The following is a 25,604-nucleotide window of genomic DNA, read 5'->3' on the forward strand; positions in this document are numbered from 1 at the left end:
TGGAGGCTGTGTGGGTCCTCCATGAGTGAGAACCCACACAGTTCTCAGGCGTCCAGGGCGGCGGCGATGGCTCGCCCGAGGGCCTCGCCGACCGGAGGCGGGGATGCATGGCCGATCTGGCGGTATTGCTTTGTCTTCCCGCCCGCGAATGTCCAATCGTCGGGAAAAGACTGCAGGATGGCCGTCTGTGGCACGGTGAGCTTCTTCAGAGAGGACCCGGAGGTGTCCGATTCCTGGATGCCATTCGGTCCGGGCACCTCGTCACTCAGGGCCCCGCCGTTGATTCCCATACGGGCCCAGGCCCTCTTGGTGCCTGTCGGCCCGAGGTCCGCGCCCCCACGATTGTCCGAGCCGCCCACAAGGGTCGGCGCGACGTGGTCTGCCTGCGCCGCCCATGCGTCGGCCCCCGTCCAACCGCGCTGCGACATGGAGACATGCAGGGCCTCGCCTGCCGTGATGTGGTGGGAAACGGTCGGTGTCGGCTGACTGAAGGCATCGAAGAACCGATCCTTCATGGCGACGAGCACGCCTTGTTTCCGGTCCTGGGGAACGCCGAAATCGGCGGCGTTGAGGACGAACCAATGGAATCGATAACCGAGGTGCTCGAGTTCCTTTCGGATGAAGTCCCGTACCTCTGCGAATTCCGGGCCGTCCACGAGCCCGGGAACGTTCTCGATGAGCAGGGCTCGTGGACGTACGGCATGGGCCAGGAGAACAGTGGCTTCGAGGAGCCGCAGCTCGTTGCCTGTTTCCACTCTGTTCGCGGTTGCTGAGGACGTCACCCGGGGCAGCCCTGCGGAGAGCAGATCCACGTCGTAGCTTTCCTGGTGTTCCACCGGATCGAAGACCTCGAGATCCATTTCGAGGACGTTCCACGTCGGTCTGTTGTAGCGCAAGGTCTCGCAGGCGACGAATTTTTTGTCCAGCAGCAGTACCGGGTCGAACCCGGCGCGCTCCAGACCCAGTGCCAGACCCCCCGCGCCCGAGCACACGTCGACCGACCTCAATCTCCCCATGGGAGCCCCCTGCCGCATCAAGATCAATAAATGGTGACGACGACGATAGGTGGGACGGTCACGCGTGTCGATGAAGAGTGGAATATCTGGACGATCCTGTTACGTCGTTCTTTTCCCGGACCGATGCTGAAGAACGGTTTCCATGACATCGGCTGCCACCTCTCGCGTTCCCTCGTGTTCCCAGTAGCGCAGGACCGTCCACCCCTGGGCTTCGAGGTGCTTCGTCGTTTCGCGGTCTCGGGCCATGTTCTTGTCGAGCTTGGTTCGCCACCATTCGGCGTTGGACTTCGGGTGCGTCGCGTGCTGCGGGCAGCCGTGCCAGAAGCAGCCGTCCAGGAAGACCGCGATCTTGGCCGGCCCGAAGGCGATGTCGATCGTTCGGCGGGGCATCCCGGGGACGGGGGCGTTCACGCGGTAGCGCAGGCCGGCGGCGTGGAGGAGTTTGCGTACGGCGATCTCGGCGGCTGTGTCGCGGGAGCCCTGGCGGCTCATGCGGGCCGAAACGGCGGCGGAGGAAGGGATGGGATCGGGCACCCGCGCATTGTGCCGGCGGACCTGTGGCGAGTGGGTTTCCCGGCTCTCGCGACGGGGGCCGCGGCCCCCGTCGCCTTGGTGCGGATGCCTCGTATGCCCAGGAGGCGCAGGCCCCTCGGGCCGTGCAGCGTGGAGCGGGTCGTGGTGATGCCGTACGCGAGCCATCGGTAAGAGGGAGGGTCAGGGGAGGTCGGGGGTGCCGTGGCAGTCGCGGTAGGGGGTGTCCGAGCCGCACCAGCACGGGGCGTTGCGGGCCGGGGGCCAGGAGGTTGCCCGGCCGCGGGCCGCCAGGGTCGTGGCGTACTGGGGGAGGAGGGACGCGTCTTCGGGGGACGCTGATTCCGACGCGGCGAACGCCTCGTAGGAGGGGACCGTTCCGCGCACGATGCCCAGGTTCTGGGTGCCCGTCGAGGACAGGTCGCGCAGGGACGCCTCGACCGCGGACAGGTGGACGGCGTGGGTGGGGTAGTCCGCCGTCAGGGCCGGGTACGCCGACAGGAGTTCGCGCAGCTCCTCCTCGGGCCAGTGGAGCATCGCCACCGGGAACGGGCGGGACAGCGCGGTGCGGTACGTGCCCAGTTCGGCGCGCAGGCGGGCGATCTCGGCCCGGAGCTCCGCCGGGTTGTCCGAGCCCAGCGACCACAGCCGGTTCGGGTCGTGCAGCTCGTCCAGGGCGATGGGGCCGGTGTTGACGGTGTCCGCCCGCGCGTCCCACTCGTCGTGCGGCAGGCCCAGCATGCGGCGTACGCGGTGGCGGCCGGTGAGGAGCGGCCCGGCCGCGTACGGGATCTCCTCCGACGGGTCGACGAGGAGGGTCACCGCGGCGGTGAAGGCGTCGTGGGAGGCGTGGAGTTCGTCGTGGGATTCGAGGGCCTCCGCGATGATCACCCACGGCGCCGCCTCGCGCGGGGTCGCGGCGCGGATGCCGTCGATGATCGCGCGGGCCTCCGCCTCGTGGCCGTACTCCCACAGGTTGGCCGCCTTGAGGGCCTTCACGAGGGGCGGGTTGTCCGGGTCCTTCGCCAGGAGCTGGTCGTACAGCGTGGCCGCGCGGGCACGGTCGCCGGAGAGCTCCAGGTGGGCCGCGGCCTGGAGGTACAGCGGTTCCTGGTCCTCGGGGTACTGCGTCGCGGTGCGCAGCAGGCGCTCGGCTTCGGCGGTGTGATCGGCGTGATCGGCAGGCGTGTCGGGGCGCATGGTCCATACCGTACTGCTGTACGGCGGGTCGGTGAGAGAACCCGGAGGGGTGGAGACCGGACGCGGTCCGGGGCAGGACCACCGGCGCCGTGTCCGGCCCGGAGGCCCGCTGGTGCTCACCCGACCGGAACGGTGAACGCGGGGATCGTGGCGCCCGCGGGGAACCTGGTGGCCGCGTTGTGCGTCAGTCAGTACGGGCCGTGTGGGGTGAGGCGTCCGGCAGGGCCCGTTGTCGGTGCCGGGCATTGGCATCGTCGACGAGTCAGTGGGAGGAGGGGGAACGTGATCAGTTGTTCGGCGCGGTTGGCGCGCACGGTCGGCCTTGTCCTCTTCCTCCTCATCGAAGTCCTCCTCGTCGGGAACGGCAGCTTCTCCGCCGCCGTCGCGGTCGCCGCCACCGCCGCGGCCGGTTCCGCGCTCATCGCCTGCGCTCTCGTCGCGGCGCGCTCCGTTCCCGCGGTGCCACGCACCCGGGTGCGTACGGCGATACGGGACCGGGAGCAGCGCACCGCGTTCCTGCCCCAGCGTGATCCCGACGCGCGCGGGCGGACCAGGCCCCGGGCGCCGGGTCGTCGTCCTTCGACGACCACCGCGTAGGGACGCGAGCCGCCCCACCTCTTCTCCGCCCCTCACCTCGCGTGCTCCGCGTGGGTCGTCGATGCCGATCTGTCTCTCTTCCGGCACGACGAGACCCTTCGGAGGGCTCACCATGTCCGTCTTCATGTCCGCTTTCGCCAGCCTGGTCGCACGCCTCGCGGATCTGCTCGAACCGTTCTTCCACGCCGCCGCCGCAGCCGCCGCGATCATCCTGTTCACCGCCTGCGTACGACTCGCCGTCCACCCCCTGTCACGGGCGGCGGCCCGCGGCCAGAAGGCCCGCACCAGGCTCGCGCCGCAGATCGCCGAGTTGCGCAAGAAGCACGGCAGGAATCCGGAGCGCCTCCAGAGGGCGATCCTGGAACTGCACACCAGGGAGAAGGTCTCGCCGCTGTCGGGCTGCCTGCCCAGCCTCCTCCAGCTGCCGGCGTTCTTCCTGATGTACCACCTCTTCTCGAACCGGGAGATCGGCGGCGAGCCGAACGAACTCCTCGGCCACGCCCTCTTCGCCAGCCCGCTCGGCGACCGCTGGACCGACGCGCTGGCGGACGGCGGGGTCTTCGGGGCGCAGGGGCTGCTGTACGTCGCGCTGTTCGCGGTCGTCGCGGCGGTGGCGACGTTCAATTACCGGAGTGCCAAGCGGCAGATGGCGGCCACACCGGGCATGGGTGTGCCGGGGTCGCAGGACGGGCCGCAGCTGCCGGGCGCCGGGGCGATGAGCGCGATGACCAAGGTGATGCCGCTGATGTCCTTCGCGATGCTCTTCACCGTGGCCGTGGTGCCGCTGGCCGCCGCGCTGTACCTCGTCACCAGCATGACCTGGAGCGCGGTCGAGCGGGCCTGGCTCTACCGGGATGTTCCCGCTGGTGGAAGCGCGGTCGCTACTGCCGCGTAACAGTCCAGTACGTGAACGGGGTCTTGCAGAGCGGACTCCGACCTTGGAGGATCGGCCAATCCTCCGATGGCCGCATCCATCGGCCGGGGCCGGGCGCGACACTCGACCAAGGAGACTGACCATGAAGCTGCTGCGTGTGGGAACGGCGGGAGCCGAACGTCCGGCGCTGCTCGACCAGGACGGGACGCTCCGGGATCTGTCGGGTCTCGTCCCGGACATCGACGGTGACCTGCTCGCCGACGAGACGGCGCTGGGGCGGATCCGCGCGGCCGCGGCCGGCGGTGAGCTGCCGGTGATCGACGGCGCGGCCGGGACGCGGGTCGGCCCGCCGCTCGCCCGTATCGGCAAGATCGTGTGCATCGGGTTGAACTACCACGATCACGCGGCCGAGACGGGTGCGGCGATACCCGCCGAGCCGATCATCTTCTTCAAGGCCCCGGACACGGTCGTCGGCCCCGACGACACCGTTCTCGTACCGCGCGGCAGCACGAAGACCGACTGGGAGGTCGAGCTGGCCGTCGTCATCGGCCGCACCGCCCGCTACCTGGACTCGGCCGAGGCCGGACTCGCGCACGTCGCGGGGTACGCGGTCGCGCACGACGTCTCCGAGCGCGAGTTCCAGATCGAGCGCGGCGGGACCTGGGACAAGGGGAAGAACTGCGAGACGTTCAACCCGCTGGGCCCGTGGCTGGTGACGGCGGACGAGGTGCCGGACCCGCAGGCGCTGGACCTGAAGCTGTGGGTGAACGGCGAGCTGAAGCAGGACGGCACGACGGCCGAGCAGATCTTCCCGGTGGGCGAAGTGGTGCGGTACGTGAGCCAGTTCATGACGCTGTACCCGGGTGACGTGATCAACACGGGTACGCCGGCGGGCGTGGCGATGGGACAGCCCGAGCCGAAGCCGTACCTGCGGTCGGGGGACGTGGTGGAGCTCGAGGTGTCGGGGCTGGGACGCCAGCGACAGGAGCTCAAAGAGGCGTAACCGCCTCCCGGCGAAGGGGCGGTGAGGGAACGGCGAAGGGCCGTCGAGGCGGTGGCCGCAGCACGCCGGGGACGTTGCGCCGCGGGGAGGCCGGAGTGAGAGTTCCCGGCACCCCGGCACCCCGGCACCCCGGGCGCCTTGTGGCCGGGGTGCCGGGGTGCCGGACGGGCTCGGTCCTGGGGGTGCTGCGTCCGGCGATCGGGGCGCGGGGCCGGGGCTCAGCCCTTGAAGCGGGTCAGGGCCTCCACCACCATCGCGTGGTCCTCCGCCTGCGGGAGGCCGGAGACCGTGACCGTGCCGATCACGCCCGCGCCCTCCACCGTGACCGGAAACGCGCCGCCATGTGCGGCGTACACGTCCGGGTCCAGGCGCGAGGAGTCTTCGAAGGTCGTGCCCTTCGCGCGAAAGCGCGTGCCGACCAGGTACGAGCTCTCCGCGTACCGCTCCACGACGCGTCGCTTGCGGTCGATCCACGCGTCGTTGTCCGCGCTCGACCCCGGCAGCGCGCAGTGGAAGAGCTGCTGTGCGCCGCGCCGGATGTCGATCGCCACCGGGGCGTCGCGCTCGCGGGCCAGCTCGACCAGGAGGCCGCCGAGTGCCCAGGCGTCCTCGTGGGTGAAGCGGGGGAGGACCAGGCGGCGTTCCTGGGCGGTCAGTTCGGCGATCAGCTCGGTGGCCCGTTCGGCGGCCGTGGGACCTGTGGGGCCTGCGGGGCTTGCAGGGGTGTTCGTCGTGCTCATGCGGGGATCTCCACGGTCACGCCCTCGCGGGCCGAGCGGCGCGCCGCCTCCAGTACGTCGAGTGCCGCGGCTGCCTGCGCCGCGGTGACCGGGGGAGCGGTCCGCGCGCGCACGGCGGTGGCGACGGCCGCGTAGTACGCCGGATAGTCGCCCGGCCGCGTCGGGACCGGGCTGCCGCCGCCCGTCGCCGGGGACTCGCCGGCGCCGATGCGGCCCCAGGCCGCCTCCGGCTCCTCGCCCCAGTTGCCGTCCGCCGCCGGCCGCCTGCCCTCGCGCAGCGCGGTCTCCTGCGGGTCCAGGCCGTACTTCACATAGCCCGCGCGCGAGCCGAGCACGCGAAAGCGCGGGCCGAGCTGGGCGGTGGTGGCGCTCACGTAGAGGTGCGAGCGGACGCCGTTCGCGTGCGTGATCGCGATGAACGTGTCGTCGTCGGCCTCCGCACCGGGGCGGCGTACGTCGGACTCGGCGTACACCCGGACCGCCGGGCCGAAGAGCACCAGCGCCTGGTCGACGACGTGGCTGCCCAGGTCGTACAGCAGCCCGCCGATCTCCGCCGGGTCGCCCGACTCGCGCCAGCCGCCCTTGAGCTGCGGGCGCCACCGCTCGAAGCGGGACTCGAAGCGCTGTACGTCGCCGAGCTCGCCGGAGGCGATCAGCTGCTGGAGGGTGAGGAAGTCGTTGTCCCAGCGGCGGTTCTGGAAGACGGAGAGCAGCAGGCCGCGTTCCTCGGCGAGGGCGGCCAGCTCGCGCGCCTCGGCGGCGGTGCCGGCGACCGGCTTGTCCACGACGACCGGCAGCCCCGCCTTGAGGGCGGCGGTCGCGAGCGGGACGTGGGTCTTGTTGGGGGACGCGACCACGATCAGGTCGAGCTCGTCCGCGCGCGTCCACAGTTCGTCGGACGAGGCCGCGACGCGGACGTCGGGGAACTCGGCGCGGGCCTGTTCCTGCCGCTCCGGGTTGGAGGTGACGACCGTGTCGAGGACGAGGTCGGCGGTGGCGGCGATGAGCGGGGCGTGGAAGACGGAACCCGCGAGGCCGTAGCCCACGAGTCCGACGCGCAGGGGCGCGTGGGTGTCGGTACCGGTGCCAGTCATGGCATCCACTTAAACAACGCTGTTGCCAAAGTGCAAGCGCGGTGGACAATGGGCTCGTGAACAGGAGCAATACGGGCGCGAACCTGCCGGCGCTGCGCAGCCACAACGCGGCGCTGATCCTCGATCTGCTGCGCACGGCGGGCGAGGCGGGCATCAGCCGCCTGGAGCTCGCCGAGCGCACCGGGCTCACGCCCCAGGCCGTCAGCAAGATCACCGCGCGGCTGCGGGCGGAGGGGCTCGCGGCGGAGGCAGGCCGGCGCGCGTCGACGGGCGGCAAGCCGCGGACGGTACTGCGGCTGGTACCGGACGCGGGGTATGCGGTCGGGCTGCACCTCGACCGCGACGAGCTGACGGCGGTCCTGGTGGACCTGGCGGGTGCGACGGTCTCGGCGCGGAGAGCGCCGCTGGACTTCGGGGCGGGGGCGCAGGCGGTGATCGAGGCGGCGTCCCGTGAGATCGCCGCCCTGGCCCTTCCCCCGCCCCGGGCGCTCCCTCTCGCCCCCGAGGGCTGCTCGGGGTCGGGGTCGCCGTGCCGGGGCCGCTCGATCACGGTCGGGGGGTGCTGCACCGCGTCACCGGGTTTCCGCAGTGGGACGGCTTCGCCCTGCGGGACGTGCTGGGCGAGCGGCTCGGGCTGCCCGTCGTGGTGGACAAGGACACCAACGCCGCCGCTCTCGGACTCGCCCTCCGGGCCCGGCCCGCCGGCGGGTCCTTCGCGTACCTCCACCTCGGTACGGGGCTCGGCGCCGGGCTGGTGCTCGGCGGGGCGCTCTACCGCGGGGCGCGCACCGGAGCGGGCGAGTTCGGGCACCAGACGCTCCAGCTGGACGGCATCCGCTGCTCCTGCGGTGGTCGCGGCTGCATCGAAGCGCTCTGCCTCGCCGCCGTCGCCCGCGGCGACCTCGCGGAGGCCGCACGGGTCCTGGGGACCGGGGCGGCCAACCTCGTCGGGCTGCTCGACATCGACCGGGTGCTGCTCGGGGGGCGGGTCGTCGCCGCGCGGGAGGACGTGTTCGTACGGGGCGTGGGGGCGGTGCTCGCCGGACTCGCCCGGCGCGAGGGCAGTGGCCCCGCCGTGCCGGTCGCCGCGGCGGTGGGCGACGGGAACGCCGTCGCCGACGGGGCCGCGCAGCTCGTTCTCGCCCCGGTCTTCGGTCACGCGAACGTCGCGTTCCCGGGCACCGGGAGCGCGGGGGAGTAACAGGGAGGGAGCGCGGCGAGCGGCCGGCGGCTGGCCCGTCGGAGGGATTTCATTCAGTCGTACAAGCGCACCGGGGTGTGGCGTCCGCGGCCCGCCCCGCACGCATGGCAGGGTCACGCACCATGACCGGGCGATCCCGACCTGCGAAGGCTTGGCTCCTCATCATCCTCATGCGACTGCGCGGTGCTCCCGCCCTCGGAGCCGCAGTAGCCGCGGCAGCCGCTGTGGCTTCTCCCGCGGCCGTCACCGCCCATGCCGACGACGACGCGGCGGACGACACCGCGCCCCTGGGCGCCGTCGCGGACCAGCAGCCCTCCTGCGGTGACCCCGTCTCCCCCGACTTCCCCCTCACCACCCGCCTGCGCGGCGGCCCCGGCACCTACCGGGCGGGCGGCGCGGCGGGCGAATGGCTCCTGGAGCTCACCAACACCACCGGGCGGAGCTGCCGCAACATCCACCCGGTCGTCGTCCTCACCGACAGGGACCGGAAGCTCGACGCCGGGCAAGTGGAGCTGGAGTTCGACGACGGCGCGGGGCGGTGGATCGACGTCCCCTTCGACACCACCGACGAGGACGAGCACATCGGCGTCTTCGACGGCGGCTTCCCGGGCTTCACCGTCGCCGCCGACCGTACCGTCACCGTGAAGGTGCGGCTCGCCTTCGACTCCGGCACGGCTCCCACCGAAGCCGTCGTCAGCGCCGCGGTCGTCCAGCGGCAGCCCGACGACGGCGAGTGGGTCGGCGAGTCGAACGACTACCGCTTCGCCATTGTCGAGGCGAAGTCGAAGGCGGATACGGATGCCGACGCCGACACGGACACGGGCACGGGCACGGACACGGACACGGGCACGGACTCGGATCCGGAAACCGGCACCTCCGTCGCCCCGGAGCCGGACGCCCCCACCGGCGCCCCCGACGGCGATCGCCTCGGCGACCACCCGAGGGGCGGTCTCCGCGAACCTCCCGCCCTCGCCAGGACCGGCCAGGACCACCTGCCCGCGCTCGGGGCCGCCGCCGGCGCCTGCGTCCTCGGCGGCGCGGTTCTCGTGGTGGTGGCCCGGCGGCTCCGCGCGCCCCGGCGCTGAACCGGCCGTCCCCGCCACCGCCGCGCCGCGTTCACGACCGTCTGCGAACATCCATCCGTGGACTACCCGAAGGACTACCCGAACGCGCACGACCACGACCCCGGCGCACCGGTCCGCTCCGGCGTCCCCGAGCACGGCCGCGTGCCCAAGTACTACGCCGTGAAGGCCCGCATCGCCGCCCTGATCGGCGAGTTGGGCGAAGGCGGGCTGCTGCCCACCGAGCGGGACCTCGCCGTACGGTACGAGGTCTCGCGCGAGACCGTGCGCCAGGCCCTGCGCGAACTGCTCCTGGAAGGGCGCCTCCGCCGCCAGGGCCGCGGCACCGTCGTCGCGGGCCCCAAGCTCGAACAGCCCCTCGCCCTCGCCAGCTACACCGAGGGCGTACGCCGCCAGAACCGCAGGCCCGGACGCCACCTCATCGGTCTCGACCGCTTCCCCTGCCCCGCTGCCCTGGCCGCCGACGTGGGAGTGGAGAGCGGCGCCCCGGTCTGGCACCTGGAGCGGGTGCTGCTCGCGGACGACGAGCGGGTGGGCCTGGAGAGTACGTACGTCGCCGTCTCCCGCGTCCCGCGCCTGGACGCCGACTTCGAGCCGGACTCGTCCTTCTACTCCTACCTCCACGACCGTGTCGGCGTGGCCCTCGGCGACGCCGACGAGCGGATCGAGACGGTACTCGCGACCCCCCGCGAGGCCCTCCTCGTCGGCACTCCGCCGGCGCTCCCCATGCTGCTGATCCACCGCCTCTCGCGGGACGCCGGGGGGCGGCCGCTGGAGCGGGTGCGGACGCTCTTCCGGGGCGACCGCTTCAGCTTCACGGTGCGGCTCGGCGACCGGGGCTGAGCCCCCTCTCCCCCTCCGCGCCGCTGCTCAGACCACCCAGTGCGGCCGCCGGGCGGCGGACGAGGGCGGGAGGCCGCCGGCCAGGGTGGCGGCCATGCGGTGCACGGCCTCGCGCAGGGTGTCCGGGGGCGTCGTGTAGGGGATGCGGAGCCGCTGTTCGAAAATGCCCGGGTCGGTGGCGAAGTGGGCACCGCTCTCGATCCGCACCCCGTTGCCCAGCGCCCGTTCGGACAGCGCCGAGGCGACGGGCTCGCCCAGGTCGACCCACAGCGACAGGCCGCCGGGCGGCAGTCGCCAGGTCCACTGCGGGATGTGCTCGGCCAGGGCCGCGGCCAGGGCGGCGCGCTGCCGGCGCAGCTGTTCCAGACGGGACGGCAGCAGGTCCCCGGCCCGGGCCAGCAGGGCGAGGGCCAGGAGCTGGTCCAGGACCGAGCCGCCCATGTCGGTGGCGACCCGCTGGCCGGCGAGTTCGGTGACGAGCCGCGCGGGGGCGCGCAGCCAGCCGATGCGCAGGCCGCCCCAGTGGGTCTTGCTCATCGAGCCGATGGTGATGACCTGGCCGGTCGTGCCGGGCGCGGCGTGGGAGGCGAAGGGCGCCGGGGCGGGGACGTCGAGGGCGAGTTCGGCCAGGGTCTCGTCGACGACCAGCCAGGTGCCGGCGCGCCTCGCGGCGCGCAGGACACGGGCGCGCTCCTCCCCGGGCATGAGGCAGCCGGTCGGATTGTGGAAGTCGGGGATCAGGTAAGCGAGTCGGGGCACCGCCTGGCGCAGGGCCGATTCGATGATCTCGACGTCCCAGCCGGTGTCGGTCACGGGGACCGACACGGTGCGCAGCCGGGCGCGGCGCATCGCCTCCAGCGCGTTCGGGTAGGACGGGTTCTCGACCACGACCCGGTCGCCGGGGCCGCACAGCAGCCCCAGGACGAGCGTGAGCGCGTGCTGGGCGCCGGAGGTCACCAGGATCTGTTCGGGCACGGTGGGCAGGCCCCGCCGGGTGAAGCGTTCGGCGACGGCGGCGCGCAGCTCCGGCAGGCCGTAGGGGTGGTAGCCGGGAGTGTGCGCGTGCTCGGCCAGCCGGGGGGCGACCTGGGCGAGGGCGTCGACGAGCGTCTGCTCCGGCAGTCCGGGAGCGGCTTTGGCCAGGTCGATCGCGGTGTCCTGGGGCGCGAGGAGCCGTGTGATGCTGCTGGGGGTCCGGCCCTCGGGCAGGGCCGTCCAGGTGCCGGAGCCCTGGCGGCTGTGCGCGTAACCGCTCTCGCGCAGCAGGTCGTACACGGCGGTGACGGTGGTCCTGCTGGTGCTGAGGGCGGTGGCCAGTTCCCGTTCGGCGGGGAGCCTGACGTGCAGTGCGATGCGTCCGTCCAGGATCAGCGCGCTGATCGCCTGGGCGAGGTGGCGGTAGGCGGGCCTGGCCCCCGCGGGGTCGGGCAGCATCGCGGCGAGCTGCCGGCTTCCCAGGGTCCGGGTCGTACGCCCCGCCCTGTCCGCGAGCGGGAACGCATGCGTGTCAGCCACACCATTCTCCCAGGATTGGCCGTGTCGTCCGGGCCAATGACTGTACAGAGTCGCCTCAATGGCCTTGAAGGCCGCGAGCGCACTGTGGAGGCGATCAGGCATGCGGCAGGACATCACGGACCGCTCCGGGCGCGGGCTCCGGCGCGGTCGCGAGGGGCGCACCGCGACTTCGCCCCCGCTCACCTACGTCCCCCTCGGTGAGAGCCCGCTGAGACGCCTGCCCCAGCTGCTCACCGGCCTCGCCCTGTACGGGTTCAGCCTCGCGCTCACGGTCCGGTCCGCACTGGGCGCCAACCCCTGGAGCGTCCTGAACGAGGGTCTGGAGCACCGCACTTCCCTGAGCTTCGGCACGGTCACCGCCCTCGTGGGCGTTCTCGTACTGCTGCTGTGGATCCCCCTCAAGCAGAGGCCGAGGTTCGGCACCGTCGCCAACATCGTCGTCCTGGCGTACGCGTCCGACCTCGGTCTCCTGTTCGTCCCCGAGGACCTCGGGCTTCCCGCCCGGGCGGGTCTGCTCGCCGGCGGTGTCCTCCTCAACGGGTTCTCCGTCGCCGTCTACGTCGGCGCGCGTTTGGGGCCCGGCCCCCGGGACGGGCTGATGACCGGCCTGTCCGCCGCGACCGGGCGTTCGATCCGGCTGGTCCGCACCCTGATCGAGATCGCCGTGCTCGCCGCGGGCTGGCTGCTCGGCGGGACCGTGGGCGCCGGCACCGTGCTGTACGCGCTCGCGGTCGGCCCGACCGCCCAGTTCTTCATGCCCTGGTTCGCCTGCCGGGCGACGGCCGACCGCGCGGACGCGCCGCCCCGTACCCGGCGGGCGGCTGTACCGGCGCAACACGAGTAACGGAAAGGTAACGGGTCTGGGCCAAGCTTGGGGGCCTGTCCACCGCGCCGTCGCTCCGCGGATTCACGGGGTCCACCCGCCCCGAGGAGCGTGGCCGCCGTGAGAGTCATCGTCGTAGGAGCCGGCGTGGTGGGAACCATGCACGCCTGGCACGCAGTGGAACGCGGCCACGAGGTCGTCCAGATCGAGCGCGAGACGGAAGCCCGCGGCGCGAGCCTTCGCAACTTCGGCCAGATATGGGTCAGCGGGCGCGCGGGCGGCGAGGAGCTGGAGACGGCCCTGCGCGCCCGCGAGCTGTGGGAGGGCGTCGGGACCCGCATCCCCGAGCTGGGCTTCCGGGCCATCGGCTCGCTGACGCCCGTACGCAACGACCTGGAGCTGGCCGTCGCCGAGGCCGCGCTGGCCCGCCCCGACGCGCCCGCCCGCGGCTACAAGCTGCTGACGGTGGGCGAGGCGCGCACCGTGAACCCCGCCCTGCGCGGCGGGTTCGAAGCCGCCCTGTGGTGCGAGCGCGACGCGGCCGTCGAACCGCGCGCGGCCCAACTCGCCCTGAGGAAAGCACTGCTGGCGTCCGGCCGGTACACCTTCCTCGGCGGCCGCGAGGTCCGTGACGTCGTGGGGGAGAACGCCGTCCGGGACGACCACGGTGACGTGCACACCGGTGACGCCGTCGTCCTCTGTACGGGCGCCTGGCTCGGCGGGCTCGTCAAGGAGCTCGTCCCCGACCTGCCCGTACGGCGCGTCCGCCTCCAGATGATGCAGACCGAGCCGCTCGGCGAGACCCTCACCACCTCCGTCGCCGACGCCGACAGCTTCCGCTACTACCCGGCGTACGCGAGCGAGGCACTCGACGTCCTCAACGCCGCCCAGGCCCAGGACCCCGTCGCCGCCGCGCACAAGATGCAGCTGCTCATGGTCCAGCGGCAGGACGGCGGACTGACCATCGGCGACACCCACGAGTACGAACACCCCTTCGCCTTCGACGTCGTCGAGGAGCCGTACGCACACGTCGCCCGGGTCGCCGAATCCTTCCTCGGCCACCCGCTGCCCAGGATCCGGCACCGCTGGGCGGGCGTTTACGCGCAGTGCACCGACACGAGCCGCGTCGTACACCGCCAGCAGGTGCGAGGCGGCGTCTGGCTGGTGACCGGTCCCGGCGGGCGCGGCATGACGTGCTCCCCGGCCATCGCCGAAACCACCGCGAACGAACTGGGCTGGTGAACGAAGCGTGACCGAAACGCACCCCGCCACGATCAAGCTGGTCGTCCTCGACATGGCCGGCACCACCGTCGCCGACGGCGGACTCGTCGAGCAGGCATTCTCCGCCGCCGCCCAGCGCCTCGGCGTCGAGCCGGACTCGGCCGACCACGCCGTGAAACTCGACTACGTCCGCGCCACCATGGGCGAGTCCAAGATCTCCGTCTTCCGGCACCTCTTCGGCGACGAGGACAGGGCCCAGCAGGCCAACACCGCCTTCGAGGAGGCGTACGGCGGCCTCGTCGACGCCGGACGCCTCGCACCCGTGCCCGGCGCCCGCGAGACCATCGAGAAGCTGCGCGCCGAGGGCCGACGGGTGGTCCTGACCACCGGGTTCGCCCGCGTCACGCAGGACGCGGTCCTCGCCGCCCTCGGCTGGCAGGACCTCGTCGAGCTGACGCTCTGCCCGGCCGACGCCGGGGGTCGCGGCCGCCCGTACCCCGACATGGTGCTCGCCGCGCTGCTGCGCACCGGGGCGGCCGACGGGGTGCGGGAGATCGCGGTCGCCGGCGACACCTCGTACGACATGCTCAGCGGCGTCCGCTCCGGCGCGAGCGTCGTCCACCGTGAAGCTGGCCTTCACCACCTTGTACCGCCAGGAGGGCGGTCAGAGCGCCCGGATCCTCGCCTCCTGGAACGGCGCGAGCCCGGTCCCGGTCACCTCGTACACGGCGGACGCGATCTCGCAGCCCCAGTCGCTGACCCTGAACGTCCCGTCCGGGGCCACCAGCGTCAGCTTCCGCTTCCACTGCACCGGCGGCAACAACTGGTACTGGACGATCGACGGGGTCAAGATCACGGCTGTCTGATTAGGCTGGGGGGCGCCCGGACGGTGTGGTCCGGGCGCCCCCCAGCGTTTATTGCGTACGGCAGGAGTCCGGCACATGGCAGAGCGCAAGCCGATCGAATCATGGCTCACCGACATGGACGGCGTTCTCATCCACGAGGGCACGCCCATCCCCGGCGCCGATGCCTTCATCAAGCGGCTGCGCGAATCGGGCAGGCCGTTCCTGGTGCTCACGAACAACTCGATCTACACCGCCCGCGACCTGCACGCGCGCCTCTTCCGCATGGGCCTGGACGTGCCCGTGGAGAACATCTGGACCTCGGCGCTCGCCACCGCCCGCTTCCTCGACGACCAGCGGCCCGGCGGCACGGCGTACGTCATCGGCGAGGCGGGACTGACCACCGCGCTGCACGACATCGGTTACGTCCTGACCGACCACGACCCGGATTACGTCGTCCTGGGGGAGACCCGTACGTACAGTTTCGAGGCACTCACCAAGGCGATCCGGCTGATCAACGCCGGTGCGCGCTTCATCTGCACCAACCCCGACGAGACCGGCCCGAGCCGCGAGGGTCCGCTGCCCGCCACCGGAGCCGTCGCCGCGCTGATCACCAAGGCGACCGGCAAGGACCCGTACTTCGCGGGCAAGCCCAACCCGCTGATGATGCGGACCGGACTCAACGCGATCGGCGCGCACTCCGAGACCAGCGCGATGATCGGCGACCGGATGGACACGGACGTCCTGGCGGGGCTGGAAGCGGGCATGGAGACGTTTCTCGTACTGACCGGTCTGACGGGACCGGCGGACATCGACCGCTACCCGTTCCGGCCGTCGACGGTCGTCGATTCGATCGCGGACCTCGTCGACCGCGTCTGACCCGGCCGCCCGTCCGGCCCGTCGCCGCGCTCCAGGGGCCCGTACGGCGCACTGACGCGCCCCTGGAGATGCGGAAACGGCCCGTACCGGTGAATCTTCGTAATACCAGGAGGTTCACTATGCGCTCATTGCAGATCGCTCTGTGTGCCGGCGTGGCGGCCGCTGTGGTCGTCACGCCGGCGGCGACAGCCCACGCCGGCGACGGGGCCGAGGGCCGGATCGCCGTCACGCCGTCCACCATCGCGCCGGGCGGGGAGGTGGATCTGCAGGTCGACGTGTGCAAGGGCGGGCAGGCCACCGGCACGTCCGACGCCTTCTCGACGGCCGTCCACTTCAGCCCGGCCGCGGACCGCGGTGCCCTCTTCGCCGAGGCCCGCATCCGGTCGGACGCCCAGCCCAAGGACTACGAGATCCGGGTCAAGTGCAGGGACGGCGGCCGGGCCACCGGGACCGTCACCGTCGTCCCTCAGGACAAGCCCGGCCAGCGTCCCGACCGCCGTCCGGACCAGGGTTCCGGCCAGCGCCCCGATCACCGCCCGGACCAGGGCTCCGAGCAGGGTCCCGATCAGTACGCGGACCAGGGTTCCGAGCAGGGTCCCGATCACCGTCCGGACCAGGGTTCCGAGCAGCGTCCCGATCACCGTCCGGACCAGGGTTCCGGCCAGCGCCCTGATCACCGTCCGGACCAGCGCCCGGATCACCGCCCGGACCAGGATTCCGATCATCACTCGGGCCAGCGCCCCGACCACCGCCCGGACCATCACCCGACTCCCCACGCCCCCGTGCACGCGGGCGGCGGCGGTACGGCGCAGCTCGCCGCGGCCGAGGAGGACGGGCCAGGGACGCCGCACACCGTGATCGGCCTCGTGCTGGCGGGTGTGGCGGCCGTGGCCGTGGCGTACCGGAGTGCGCGCCGCCGTCGTACGGACACGGACTGACATGTCCGGTGAGGACAGGCCGTCCGGCGGCGGAAGGCTGCTGACCGGTATCGCCTGGGCGGTGCTGCTGCTCGGACTGTCGCTGTGGGGCCGCCAGGCGGCCGACGGCCCCGGCGGCAGCTCGGCACCGACCACCGGAGACGTGGCCGCGGTCGGCCGCCCGCTGGGGGCGGTGCTGCCTCCGCAGCATCCCCCCGTCGGGGGCGTGGCGCCGCAGCGCGTCGAGGTGCCGTCCACAGGCGTCGCGGCGCCCGTCGTGCCGCGCGGGCTCGACACGACGGGCGCCGTCGATCCGCCGCCGTACGACCAGCCGTCGAAGGTCGGCTGGTACGGGGACGGGACCAGGCCGGGCGAGGCGGGGGCCGCCCTGCTCGTCGGCCACGTCGACACCGAGAGCGAACCGGCCGTCTTCTACCACCTGAGCGCGACCCGCCCCGGCGCGGAGGTCCGGGTGACGGGAGCCGGCGGCGAGAGCCTGGAGTTCACCGTCGACGACGTCCAGGTCTTCACCCGCGAACGCTTCGACCCGCAGAAGGTGTACGGCCCCCGCCAGAGCGGCCGGGCGGAACTGCGCCTGATCACCTGCGGGGGCACGTACGACAAGAAGGCCCGCACCTACACGGCGAACGTCGTGGTGTCGGCCTACCTGACGGGTGCCTCCAGACCGTCCGGCGTCTGAGGAACGGGTCCCGGGGCCAAGCCCCGCACGCGCCCGCCCCGCCCCTGTCTCCCATGTTCCGTCACGGACCCGTGTGCCAGGATGGTTTCGACCGGATGTGTCCGGGAGGGGCCGGGGGGCTCTCATCTATGTCGGTGCGGTCAAGGGGGAGTGGATGTACGGCAGTTACAGCGGCCGTAGGCGCAGGGGTGTCCGGGCGGCCGGGGTGGGGGCCGTGGGGGCCGCGCTGCTGCTGACGGGCTGTTCCTCGTCCGACGGCGGCGGGGGCGGCGAGACGAAGCAGCCGTCGGTGAAGCAGCGGCCGAAGGGCAGCGACCCGTACTGGGTCAATCCGGAAGGGACGGCCGCCCGGCAGGTCGCGGAGTACGCCGAGAAGGGCGACGACGAGAAGGCCGGGCTGATCGGGAGGATCGCCGAGCAGCCGGCCGCCGAGTGGATCCTCCCGGAGAACGCCGAGGCGCAGGCCAAGGGCTTCACCGAGGCGGCCGAGAAGGCCGACCGTGACGCGCTGCTCGTCCTCTACAACATCCCGCACCGCGACTGCGGACAGTTCTCGAAGGGCGGCGCGGCCGACGGCGACGCCTACCGCGCGTGGGTCGACGGGATCGCCAAGGGCATCGGCGAGCGCCCGGCCACCGTGATCCTGGAGCCGGACGCGCTGCTGCACATGGTCGACGGCTGTACGCCCGAGGAGTTCCACGAGGAGCGGTACGACCTCCTCAAGGGCGCCGTCACGCGGCTCAGGCAGCAGCCGAAGGCCAAGGTGTACCTGGACGCGGGCAACGCGGGCTGGAAGTCGCCCGACGCGCTGTTCGAGCCGCTCCAGCGGGCGGGCATCGCGGAGGCCGACGGCTTCGCGGTGAACGTCTCCAACTTCCAGACCACCGAGGTGAGCAAGGACTTCGGCAAGAGGCTCTCGGCGAAGGTCGGCAACAAGCCCTTCGTGATCGACACCAGCCGCAACGGCAACGGTCCGTACACCGGGGGCGACCCCGCGGAGAACTGGTGCAACCCGCCGGGCCGCGCGCTCGGTGAGAAGCCGACCACCAAGACCGGCGACGACCTGGTCGACGCCTACCTGTGGATCAAGCGTCCCGGCGAGTCGGACGGCGACTGCAAGGGCGGTCCGAAGGCGGGCGAGTGGTACGAGGAGTACGCGCTCGAACTGGCCCGCAACGCGAAGGAGTAGCCACGGCTCACGTGCGGGGAGGCCCGCCCCGGCGGGGGTCGCCCTCCCCGCGCCGTTGTCACCCGCGCGCGTTCACGCCCGCGCCCGCTACGGGACCTCGATCCAGACGCCCTCCGAGGGAGTGCCCTGGTCGTCCGTCACGAACAGCATGTAGTAGCCGGACGGGACCGGCGCCCGGTTCTCCGGCACGGTGACGGAGATGCCGTCCGCCGTCTTCTCCATCCTCAGCGCGACCGTGCGCTGGTCGACATCGGTGACATGGGTGACGGCGCTGGGCCGCATCAGCTTCGCGTTCCTGACGGACGCGGCGTGCACCGACCTGAAGGCCGCCGTGGCGCCCCGCCCGATCGTCTTCGGGCCGCCGGCGAGCTTTCAGGGCGGACATCGGGTAGAAGATGATCATCATCGTGTAGTTGAAGAGCTTGCCCGCGGGCAGTGTGCCGAAGCCCCGCCAGTACTGCTTGAGGATCGTCTCGTAGGTCCCGCGCGACCAGCGCAGCTGCTGCGTGAAGAAGTCGGTCCAGGCGGTCGGGCCCTCGCCGACGGCCGGCACGTCGGGCGTGTAGACGGACCGCCACTTCCTGCCGGTGGCCGAGTTCGTGGTGCGGTGGATCTCGAAGCCGGTGGCCATGTCCTCGGTGATCGAGTCGTACAGGCCGCCGACCTGCTTCAGCGCCCTGACGCGCACGGCGTTTGAGGTGCCGACGAACATCGGGGCGCCGTAGCGGTTGCCCGCGCGCTGGATCAGGGCGTGGAACAGGAACTGCTGCGACTCCGCGGCCTTGGTGGCGAAGGTGTCGCAGTTGCCGTACACCTGCGGGCCGATGACGAAGGCGATGTCCGGGTCGCGGAAGTGACCGAGCATCCGCTCCAGATAGTTGGGGAGCGGGACGTGGTCGGTGTCGACGGAGGCGAAGAAGTCGTAGGCGTCGCCGTGCGCGTCGAGCCAGGCGTTGTAGTTGCCGTGCTTGGTCTTGGCGCGGTGCGGGCCCTCGGCCCGGTTCCACTTCGCGACGCCCTTGCGGGAGAAGTGGTGCACGCCGAGGCGATCGCACACCTCCTTGACCGCCGGGTCGTCACCCTCGTCCAGCAGCCAGACGTGCAGGAGGCCGCGGTGGCGGATCCTGACCGCGGCCTCCAGCGTCTTCGTCACCATCTCCAGCGGCTCCTTGCCGGGCACGAAGGAGGTGAGGAAGACGACCCGGGTGCCGGTCCCGGGCACCACGGGGACGGGGTCGCGGGCGACCAGCGTCGCGTGCGCGTTCGACAGGACGTTCATCGTGCGGAAGAGCTCGATCATCCGATCGAGACCAACATGACGAGGTCGAGGACCAGCAGCGTGTCGTTCTCGAGGTCCGGGTCGCGCTCGGTCCAGTGCGCCGACCGCATCAGCCAGACGAACAGGCCCAGCGACAGCAGCGGCGCGGCGCACAGCAGCAGGGCGGCCCGCACGCGGTGCGTCTCCTGCGAGAGCAGCGAGCGGTACCGCACGGTGTACGGCCCGGCCGGGTCGGGCTGGGGCAGTGGCCCGGCGAGCCGGCTGTAGTGCTCGTAGTCGTATCGCGGCAGCGGTTTCCCGGTCCGTACGCGGGACCCGCCGGGCCGCAGCTGCGGGGGTAACCGAAGCTGCGCCGTCCGGGAAGGGTCGTTGTTGTGCCGGGCGCCGGGCGCCGGGCGCCGGTCGGCGTCGACGTCATGAGTCATCCCCCCCGCACGCATACTGGCTGCGTGTTTCGTCGGTCTCTTCACCCGGAGCCGGTCCCCCCGGCCGTCGCGCCGGACGTGCGAACGGTCTGCTGTCGTCCCTCCGGACAGGGGACGACGGCTTCCCGGTTTCCTGATGAGCGCCCCGTGATGTGTTCGGAAACGGGCCCCCGCCCGTGTGCTCCGTCAGCTCCCCCCGGATGGCCGACTCCGCCCCAACCCGCCGGACGACCCGCCCCCTCGGGGTCGTCGGCTCCAACCGGAGTCCACGACCCCCTGCCTTGATCGCAAGGGTGCAAACGAGGTGTTTACCGGTCATACGCGGGCTTTGAGGGCCGCTCGGGACACGGGCTCGACAAGGGGGAGATGTCCGGAAACCATCGAAGCCCCCTCACGGTGAGTGAGGGGGCTTCGATGTTGCGTGCGCCGCCAGGGACTCGAACCCCGGACCCGCTGATTAAGAGTCAGCTGCTCTAACCAACTGAGCTAGCGGCGCCTGCCGACCCGGAGAACTTTACCCGACCGGTGCGGGTGCTCGGAACCGGCCACGTCGAGTGATGTCCGATTAGTAATAATTTGCACCGTCAATATGTATGATGTCCAGGTATTTGAAGTTCTGTCATCTGTGTACACGCCTCACAGGAACCCACGGGAGGGGAACCGCATGACGATGCCGGTGTTCGAGGAGTACGAACCCGCGGCCGACTGCGGCTGCCCGGGCTGTGCCCGGCGGCGCCGGGCCGCCGCCCTCGGTCTGGCGGTCGCGGCCGGCGGCCACCCGGCCGCCCACGGAGCCCGCCGCGCGCTGGTTCTCGCCACCGCCGCGGGCGTGGTGCTCGGCGGGGGGACCGGTGCGGCGGACGTCGCGGCCTCCGGGCACGCGCCCGCCAGGACGGGCGCCGACAGCGACCCCGAGTCCCCGCAGGGCGGGAGCGGCCCGTTGCACGGCGAGCGTCCGGGCGGGGCGCCCGGGCGGCCCGGACGTCCCGCGCAGGCCGTGAGCGCGTCCCCGGTCCAGGCCGTCGCGCCCGCCCCGCGCCGCATCACCAGGGCCGAGATCCTCGAACGCGCCCGGCGCTGGGTGGACGCCAAGGTCCCGTACAGCATGGAGAAGTACTGGTCGGACGGGTACCGGCAGGACTGCTCGGGCTACGTCTCGATGGCCTGGAACCTCGGCGGCAACGAATGGACGGGGAGCCTCGCCGCGTACGGCACGCGGATCACGCGGGAGCAGCTCGAGCCCGGCGACATCCTGCTCTTCCACAATCCGGCCGATCCCACCAAGGGCTCGCACGTCACGATCTTCGGCAGCTGGACCGACGACTCCCGCACCCGCTACATGGCCTACGAGCTGGCCCGCCCGCACGCCCGCCACAAGGCCACCCCGTACGCCTACTGGAACAACTCGTCGCGCTACATCCCCTACCGCTACAAGGGCGTCACCGGCGGCGACAGTGGTGACGCCCCCTCCGGGACCGCCTATCCCGGTGGGGAATTCTTCGGGCGCGGCGCGGACAACGCGTACGTCACCCAGCTGGGGCGGATGCTCGTCGGCCGGGGCGGCGAGCGGTTCTACAGCAAGGGCCCCGGGCCCCGCTGGAGCGAGGCCGACCGGCGCGCCACCCAGGCGTTCCAGCGGGCCCAGGGCTGGCGCGGGACGGAGGCCGACGGGCTGCCGGGCCCGCACACCTGGCGGCTGCTGGTCCAGAACGCGGGCAAGGACATCCCGGGTGCGGGCAGCGGCGACAGGACGGGCGCCACGGCGTTCCCCGGACGGGGGTACTTCAGGCCCGGCCAGTCGAACGAGCACGTCGAGAAGCTCGGCCGGCAGCTGGTGGGCAAGGGCTACGGCAAGCACTACGCGTGGGGGCCGGGGCCGCGCTGGAGCGAGGCGGACCGGCGCAACGTCGAGGCGTTCCAGCGGGCCCAGGGCTGGCGCGGCGCGGCGGCCGACGGCTACCCCGGCCCGCAGACCTGGCGGCGGCTCTTCGCATGACGGAGGCAACGATGAGCACCACGGTTTCAGAGACATCAGGGACACCGGAGGCGTTCGAGCCGTCCGGGGCAGCCGGGATGTCCGGAGCGGCCGAGGCGTCCGGGAGGTCCGGGGCGGCCGAGGCGTCCGGGAGGTCCGGGCCGGACGGCTTCGCACCGGCCCCTCCCGGGCGGCCGGACGCACCGGCCGCCCGGCGGGCCCCGGTCGTCAGGAACGAGTCCACCGCCGAGATCCCGGTGCACCTGCTGTTCCGCGACGACACCGGACCGGCCGCGCTGACGCTGCCGCCCGGCGCCACGGTGATCAGGCGCAGAAAGGGCGCCGCGGACCGGCCGCGCGCCGAACGCCGGGCCGCGGTCCCGCGCCCGCCCGCGACCGCCTCGCCCGCCTCCGCGTCCGTCTTCGTTCCCGCCTCCGCACCGGTGCCCGGACAGGTGCGGTCCCTCCGGCCCGCCGCGCCCGCCGATCCCGGTCTGTCGGAGCGGCCCGGTCCCTCGCTGTCCGGCTGGAGCGCGGTCGTCGTGGGGACGGGCGCGCTCGCGGCGGGCGCGGCGGCGGTGTGGTGGAGGGGGGTGGTGCCCGTGCGGGCCGCCGAGCTGCTCGGGCTGCCCCTTCGCCCGTACCACGGCATCGGGCTCGGGACCTGGGCGGCGCTGGCCGTGCTGGTGCTGGTCGTGCTGTTCGCGTTCGGTGGTCTGGGGCGCGGGCGGACAGGATACGCGTGGGTGCTCTCGCTGTTCGGCGACTACCGGGGGACGGTGCGGCGCAGCGGCCTGGTGTGGGTGAGCCCGCTGCTGCTGCGCCGCCGCATCGACGTACGGCTGCGGCACTGGCGCAGCGAGCCGATGGACGCCGTGGACGCGAACGGGGTGGCGCTGCGGGTCGTGGTGCTCGTGGTGTGGCAGATCAGGGACACGGCGCGGGCGATGCTCGCCGTCGAGGACCACACGCGGTACCTGCGCGAGCAGGTCGAGGCGGCGATGGCGCGGGTGCTGTCCCAGCTGCCGGCCGACGCCTTCCACGACACCGCGCCGACGCTGCGCGACGCGGAGGCGGTCGGTGACGCGCTGACCCGGATGCTGGCGGCGGAGGCGGCGCCGGTGGGCATCGACGTCTTCTCGGCGCAGCCGACGCGGATCGAGTACGCGCCCGAGATCGCGGCGGTGATGCGGCGCAGGCAGGTCGCCGCGCTCGACGCGCGGCAGCGGGACGGCGTGCTGTCGTCGGTGGTGGACGCGGTGGACGACACGGTGACGCGGCTGACCGCGCGCGGTCTCGTGGAGCTGGACGACTACGAGCACAAGGCGCTCGTGAAGGATCTGACGGTGGCCTTCTGCACGGGACGCGGGGAGGGTCTGTGAACGCGTTCGTTATTGGTCTGGACATGTTCATGACCCGTCAATACATTGGGACTTGGTCTAGACCGCACAACATGCGCGCGCGGCACAGCTCACAGAACTGCCCCCACGTTCAGGAGCCAGCATGCGAAACAAGATAGGTGCGGCCGTTGTCGGCCTCGCGGTAGCCGGTGTGTCCTTCCTCGCCACCGGCAGCGCGAGCAGTCACGGCTACACCGACGCACCCATCAGCCGACAGAAACTCTGTGCCAACGGCGCGGTGACCGGCTGCGGAAACATCCAGTGGGAACCGCAGAGCGTCGAAGGACCGAAGGGATTCCCCGCCTCCGGTCCGGCCGACGGAAAGATCTGCTCCGGCGGCAACAGCCAGTTCGCCCAGCTCGACGACCCCCGTGGAGGAGCCTGGCCCGCCACTAAGCTGACTGCCGGTCAGGGATACGGCTTCCGCTGGCAGTTCACCGCCCGGCACGCGACCAGTGACTTCAGGTACTACATCACCAAGAACGGCTGGGACTCCAGCAAGCCCCTGACCCGGGCGGCCCTCGAATCGCAGCCGTTCATGACGGTCCCGTACGGCGGTCAACAGCCGCCCGCCACCCTGACCCACCAGGGCACGGTCCCGACCCAGAAGACCGGGCGGCACATCATCCTGGCCGTCTGGAACGTCGCGGACACGACCAACGCCTTCTACGCCTGCTCCGACGTCCAGTTCTGACCGTCGGTTCCGAAAGCCGGCTCCGAGGGCCGGTTCTGACGGCCGGTCGTGAGGGGCGGGGCCCGCCCCGCCCCTCACGCACCCGGGCCCGGACGGCGGCCGCCCGGACGCCTCCGCATACCGTTGCCGCCATGACGTGCGCCCGCACCCTCCGGCAAGCCCTGACCAGGGCCGACTGCCTCCGCACCGGCTGGCCCTGGCGTGCGGTCGCGTACCCGGTGAGCGGCGCGCTCACCGGGTACGCGACCTGCTCGCGCTGCTGCTTCTCGTAATGTTCTCGTTCGGCCTTCTGCTCCGGACGGAGGTACGGGACGAGGGCGCGGGCGGCGCGGACGCCTCCGCCGGCACCGGGCTGACCGGCCTGGCCGACCGGATCGCCGTGTTCGACGGCACGCTCACGGTCGGCAGTCCGCCGGGCGGGCCGACCGTGCTGCGGGTGCGGATCCCGTGCGAACCGGCCGTCGGCCGCAGGGAGCCCTGACCTCTCCACGCCCTGGTCTCTCCACGTCCAGGCCCCGCACGTTCCGCTCTCCGGCCGGCGCGCCTTCGGTCGCGCCCCGCGCCGCGACGGCTGCCGCCGAGGCGGCGGGACACGAAAAGACCCCCGCTTCAGCGAGGGTCTTTTCCGTCTGTGCGCCGCCAGGGACTCGAACCCCGGACCCGCTGATTAAGAGTCAGCTGCTCTAACCAACTGAGCTAGCGGCGCTTGACTCGTAAATAGTACCTGGTCCGCAGGGGTGCCGCGAACCACCCGGGGCCACCCCGGCCCGGGGTGGCCCCGGTCACAGCGCCAGCGACAGCACCACCGGCGCGGCCCTGCGGTTCAGGGTGTCCGCCGCCGAGCGCAGGCGGTGGGCGTGCTCCAGCGGCAGGGACAGGGCCAGGCAGCCCACCGAGGAGCCGGCCGTGAGCGGCACGGCCGCGCAGACCGTGCCCACCGCGTACTCCTGGAGGTCCAGGACCGGCACCGTGGGCGGCTGGCTGTCCAGCTGTGAGAAGAGGACCCGCTCACTGGTGATCGTCCTGGAGGTGAGCCGGGCGGTCTTGTGGCGGGAGACGTGGTCCCGGCGCCCGTTCTGGTCGAGCTGGGTCAGCAGGCACTTGCCGATCGCGCTCGCGTGGGCCGCGGACCTGAAGTCGAACCACTCGTTCACCTTGGGTGTGCGCGGCCCCTCGGCGACCTGCATGATCTTGATCTCGCCGTCGATGTAGCGGCTTATGTAGATCGCCGCGCCCACCGAGTCGCGCAGCTGGTCGAGGTGGTGCCGCAGCTTGGTCTGGAGCGCCTCGCGCCGGGTGGACCCGGATCCGAGGAGCACGAGCGAGTCGCCGACGGCATAGGCGCCGTCCGCCACCTGTTCGACGTACCCCTCGCGGCGCAGCATCAGCAGCAGGGAGGCCAGGTGGGCGGTCGGAAGCCCGGTCTCGCGGGCGATCTGTACATCGGTCACACCGCTTCCGTGCCTGGAGATCGTCTCCAGTACACGCAGGGCGTACTGCACCGAGTGGAACGGTGCGGTCGGCTCCGGCTTCAGCGCCACGGTTTCCCCCCACCAGGTTGTGA

General features: G+C 72.2%; 20 protein-coding genes, 2 tRNA genes and 8 pseudogenes. 19 read left to right on the forward strand and 11 right to left on the reverse strand.

Annotation, left to right across the window (positions count from 1 at the left end):
- Nucleotides 1–44: 44 nt before the first annotated feature.
- From BN1555_RS20190 to BN1555_RS20200, 3 genes are all read right to left on the reverse strand, one after another.
- Nucleotides 45–1,016 (reverse strand): DNA cytosine methyltransferase, encoded by a 972-nt coding sequence (locus BN1555_RS20190; RefSeq protein ID WP_093803520.1) that lies wholly within the window; start codon nt 1,014–1,016, stop codon nt 45–47.
- A 99-nt stretch (nt 1,017–1,115) separates the two neighbouring features.
- Nucleotides 1,116–1,508 carry a very short patch repair endonuclease gene (locus BN1555_RS20195; RefSeq protein WP_093800694.1) on the reverse strand — a complete coding sequence of 131 codons (393 nt, stop codon included), beginning with the start codon at nt 1,506–1,508 and terminating at the stop codon, nt 1,116–1,118.
- A 222-nt stretch (nt 1,509–1,730) separates the two neighbouring features.
- The gene (locus BN1555_RS20200; protein ID WP_093800695.1) at nt 1,731–2,747 is read right to left on the reverse strand and encodes a tetratricopeptide repeat protein; all 1,017 of its coding nucleotides are present in this window, start codon (nt 2,745–2,747) and stop codon (nt 1,731–1,733) included.
- A 282-nt stretch (nt 2,748–3,029) separates the two neighbouring features.
- Here BN1555_RS20200 and BN1555_RS20205 point away from each other — a divergent pair, with 282 nt between their 5' ends.
- From BN1555_RS20205 to BN1555_RS20215, 3 genes are all read left to right on the forward strand, one after another.
- Nucleotides 3,030–3,344, forward strand: a complete 315-nt coding sequence (locus tag BN1555_RS20205; protein ID WP_093800696.1) for a DUF6412 domain-containing protein — start codon at nt 3,030–3,032, stop codon at nt 3,342–3,344.
- Between the two features lie 112 nt (nt 3,345–3,456).
- Nucleotides 3,457–4,239, forward strand: a complete 783-nt coding sequence (locus BN1555_RS20210; protein ID WP_093800697.1) for a YidC/Oxa1 family membrane protein insertase — start codon at nt 3,457–3,459, stop codon at nt 4,237–4,239.
- 121 nt (nt 4,240–4,360) lie between these two features.
- Entirely contained in the window at nt 4,361–5,221 is an 861-nt protein-coding gene (locus tag BN1555_RS20215) for a fumarylacetoacetate hydrolase family protein (protein WP_093800698.1), read from the forward strand.
- Nucleotides 5,222–5,439: 218 nt separating this feature from the next.
- Here BN1555_RS20215 and BN1555_RS20220 read toward each other — a convergent pair whose 3' ends face one another.
- A complete protein-coding gene (locus tag BN1555_RS20220) occupies nt 5,440–5,961 on the reverse strand; it encodes a heme-degrading domain-containing protein (RefSeq protein ID WP_093800699.1) in 522 nt (173 codons plus the stop codon).
- A complete protein-coding gene (locus BN1555_RS20225; RefSeq protein WP_093800700.1) occupies nt 5,958–7,055 on the reverse strand; it encodes a Gfo/Idh/MocA family oxidoreductase in 1,098 nt (365 codons plus the stop codon). The genes BN1555_RS20220 and BN1555_RS20225 overlap by 4 nt, the downstream gene beginning before the upstream one ends.
- A gap of 56 nt (nt 7,056–7,111) precedes the next feature.
- Here BN1555_RS20225 and BN1555_RS20230 point away from each other — a divergent pair.
- The 3 genes and pseudogenes from BN1555_RS20230 (at nt 7,112) to BN1555_RS20240 (ending at nt 10,181) form a co-directional block, all read left to right on the forward strand.
- Nucleotides 7,112–8,256 (forward strand): annotated as a pseudogene (locus BN1555_RS20230) (ROK family protein).
- A 224-nt stretch (nt 8,257–8,480) separates the two neighbouring features.
- Entirely contained in the window at nt 8,481–9,341 is an 861-nt protein-coding gene (locus BN1555_RS20235) for a hypothetical protein (RefSeq protein ID WP_255306107.1), read from the forward strand.
- Nucleotides 9,342–9,398: 57 nt separating this feature from the next.
- Nucleotides 9,399–10,181: a GntR family transcriptional regulator gene (locus tag BN1555_RS20240; RefSeq protein ID WP_093800702.1), complete on the forward strand. Its 783-nt coding sequence runs from the start codon at nt 9,399–9,401 to the stop codon at nt 10,179–10,181.
- Nucleotides 10,182–10,208: 27 nt separating this feature from the next.
- Here the strand turns inward: BN1555_RS20240 and BN1555_RS20245 are convergent, their stop codons facing one another.
- Nucleotides 10,209–11,696, reverse strand: a complete 1,488-nt coding sequence (locus BN1555_RS20245; protein WP_255306108.1) for a MocR-like transcription factor YczR — start codon at nt 11,694–11,696, stop codon at nt 10,209–10,211.
- Between the two features lie 100 nt (nt 11,697–11,796).
- On the opposite strand from BN1555_RS20245, the gene BN1555_RS20250 reads away from it, so the two are divergent.
- The 8 genes and pseudogenes from BN1555_RS20250 (at nt 11,797) to BN1555_RS20285 (ending at nt 18,267) form a co-directional block, all read left to right on the forward strand.
- A complete protein-coding gene (locus tag BN1555_RS20250; protein ID WP_218058196.1) occupies nt 11,797–12,540 on the forward strand; it encodes a membrane protein YczE in 744 nt (247 codons plus the stop codon).
- 99 nt (nt 12,541–12,639) lie between these two features.
- Nucleotides 12,640–13,761: a TIGR03364 family FAD-dependent oxidoreductase gene (locus BN1555_RS20255; RefSeq protein ID WP_093800704.1), complete on the forward strand. Its 1,122-nt coding sequence runs from the start codon at nt 12,640–12,642 to the stop codon at nt 13,759–13,761.
- A gap of 7 nt (nt 13,762–13,768) precedes the next feature.
- A pseudogene (locus BN1555_RS20260) lies at nt 13,769–14,359 on the forward strand (HAD family hydrolase); the annotation flags it as partial.
- Nucleotides 14,358–14,606: pseudogene (locus tag BN1555_RS20265) on the forward strand (nucleotide pyrophosphatase); the annotation flags it as partial. The pseudogenes BN1555_RS20260 and BN1555_RS20265, both read left to right, overlap by 2 nt.
- 75 nt (nt 14,607–14,681) lie before the next feature.
- The gene (locus tag BN1555_RS20270) at nt 14,682–15,461 is read left to right on the forward strand and encodes an HAD-IIA family hydrolase (protein ID WP_093800705.1); all 780 of its coding nucleotides are present in this window, start codon (nt 14,682–14,684) and stop codon (nt 15,459–15,461) included.
- A gap of 758 nt (nt 15,462–16,219) precedes the next feature.
- A pseudogene (locus tag BN1555_RS39665) lies at nt 16,220–16,399 on the forward strand (hypothetical protein); the annotation flags it as partial.
- A 1-nt stretch (nt 16,400) separates the two neighbouring features.
- Nucleotides 16,401–17,078, forward strand: a complete 678-nt coding sequence (locus BN1555_RS20280; RefSeq protein ID WP_093800707.1) for a class F sortase — start codon at nt 16,401–16,403, stop codon at nt 17,076–17,078.
- 154 nt (nt 17,079–17,232) lie between these two features.
- Entirely contained in the window at nt 17,233–18,267 is a 1,035-nt protein-coding gene (locus BN1555_RS20285; RefSeq protein ID WP_093803523.1) for a glycoside hydrolase family 6 protein, read from the forward strand.
- Between the two features lie 87 nt (nt 18,268–18,354).
- On the opposite strand, the pseudogene BN1555_RS20290 reads toward BN1555_RS20285, so the two are convergent.
- The 3 genes and pseudogenes from BN1555_RS20290 to BN1555_RS20300 form a co-directional block, all read right to left on the reverse strand.
- Nucleotides 18,355–18,692: pseudogene (locus tag BN1555_RS20290) on the reverse strand (galactose oxidase early set domain-containing protein); the annotation flags it as partial.
- Nucleotides 18,641–19,964 (reverse strand): annotated as a pseudogene (locus BN1555_RS40450) (glycosyltransferase family 2 protein); the annotation flags it as partial. The pseudogenes BN1555_RS20290 and BN1555_RS40450, both read right to left, overlap by 52 nt.
- Before the next feature lie 429 nt (nt 19,965–20,393).
- Nucleotides 20,394–20,467, reverse strand: a tRNA-Lys gene (locus BN1555_RS20300).
- Nucleotides 20,468–20,635: 168 nt separating this feature from the next.
- Between BN1555_RS20300 and BN1555_RS20305 the strand changes: the two genes are divergently transcribed.
- The 5 genes and pseudogenes from BN1555_RS20305 to BN1555_RS20320 all read left to right on the forward strand — a co-directional run.
- A complete protein-coding gene (locus BN1555_RS20305; protein ID WP_093800708.1) occupies nt 20,636–21,967 on the forward strand; it encodes a peptidoglycan-binding protein in 1,332 nt (443 codons plus the stop codon).
- 191 nt (nt 21,968–22,158) lie between these two features.
- Nucleotides 22,159–23,328, forward strand: a pseudogene (locus BN1555_RS20310) (SPFH domain-containing protein); the annotation flags it as partial.
- A 121-nt stretch (nt 23,329–23,449) separates the two neighbouring features.
- Nucleotides 23,450–24,040 (forward strand): lytic polysaccharide monooxygenase auxiliary activity family 9 protein, encoded by a 591-nt coding sequence (locus tag BN1555_RS20315; protein WP_093800710.1) that lies wholly within the window; start codon nt 23,450–23,452, stop codon nt 24,038–24,040.
- A 131-nt stretch (nt 24,041–24,171) separates the two neighbouring features.
- Nucleotides 24,172–24,312 (forward strand): hypothetical protein, encoded by a 141-nt coding sequence (locus tag BN1555_RS39085; RefSeq protein ID WP_176710087.1) that lies wholly within the window; start codon nt 24,172–24,174, stop codon nt 24,310–24,312.
- Nucleotides 24,313–24,323: 11 nt separating this feature from the next.
- Nucleotides 24,324–24,521, forward strand: a pseudogene (locus BN1555_RS20320) (sensor histidine kinase); the annotation flags it as partial.
- Between the two features lie 151 nt (nt 24,522–24,672).
- On the opposite strand, the gene BN1555_RS20325 reads toward BN1555_RS20320, so the two are convergent.
- Both BN1555_RS20325 and BN1555_RS20330 read right to left on the reverse strand, forming a co-directional pair.
- Nucleotides 24,673–24,746, reverse strand: a tRNA-Lys gene (locus tag BN1555_RS20325).
- A 76-nt stretch (nt 24,747–24,822) separates the two neighbouring features.
- On the reverse strand, nt 24,823–25,581 hold the full coding sequence (locus BN1555_RS20330) for an IclR family transcriptional regulator (protein WP_093800711.1): 759 nt from the start codon (nt 25,579–25,581) through the stop codon (nt 24,823–24,825).
- Between the last annotated feature and the right edge of the window lie 23 nt (nt 25,582–25,604).

The sequence above is a fragment of the Streptomyces sp. Wb2n-11 genome, assembly GCF_001049855.1.
GTDB classification, from domain to species: Bacteria; Actinomycetota; Actinomycetes; order Streptomycetales; family Streptomycetaceae; genus Streptomyces; species Streptomyces altiplanensis.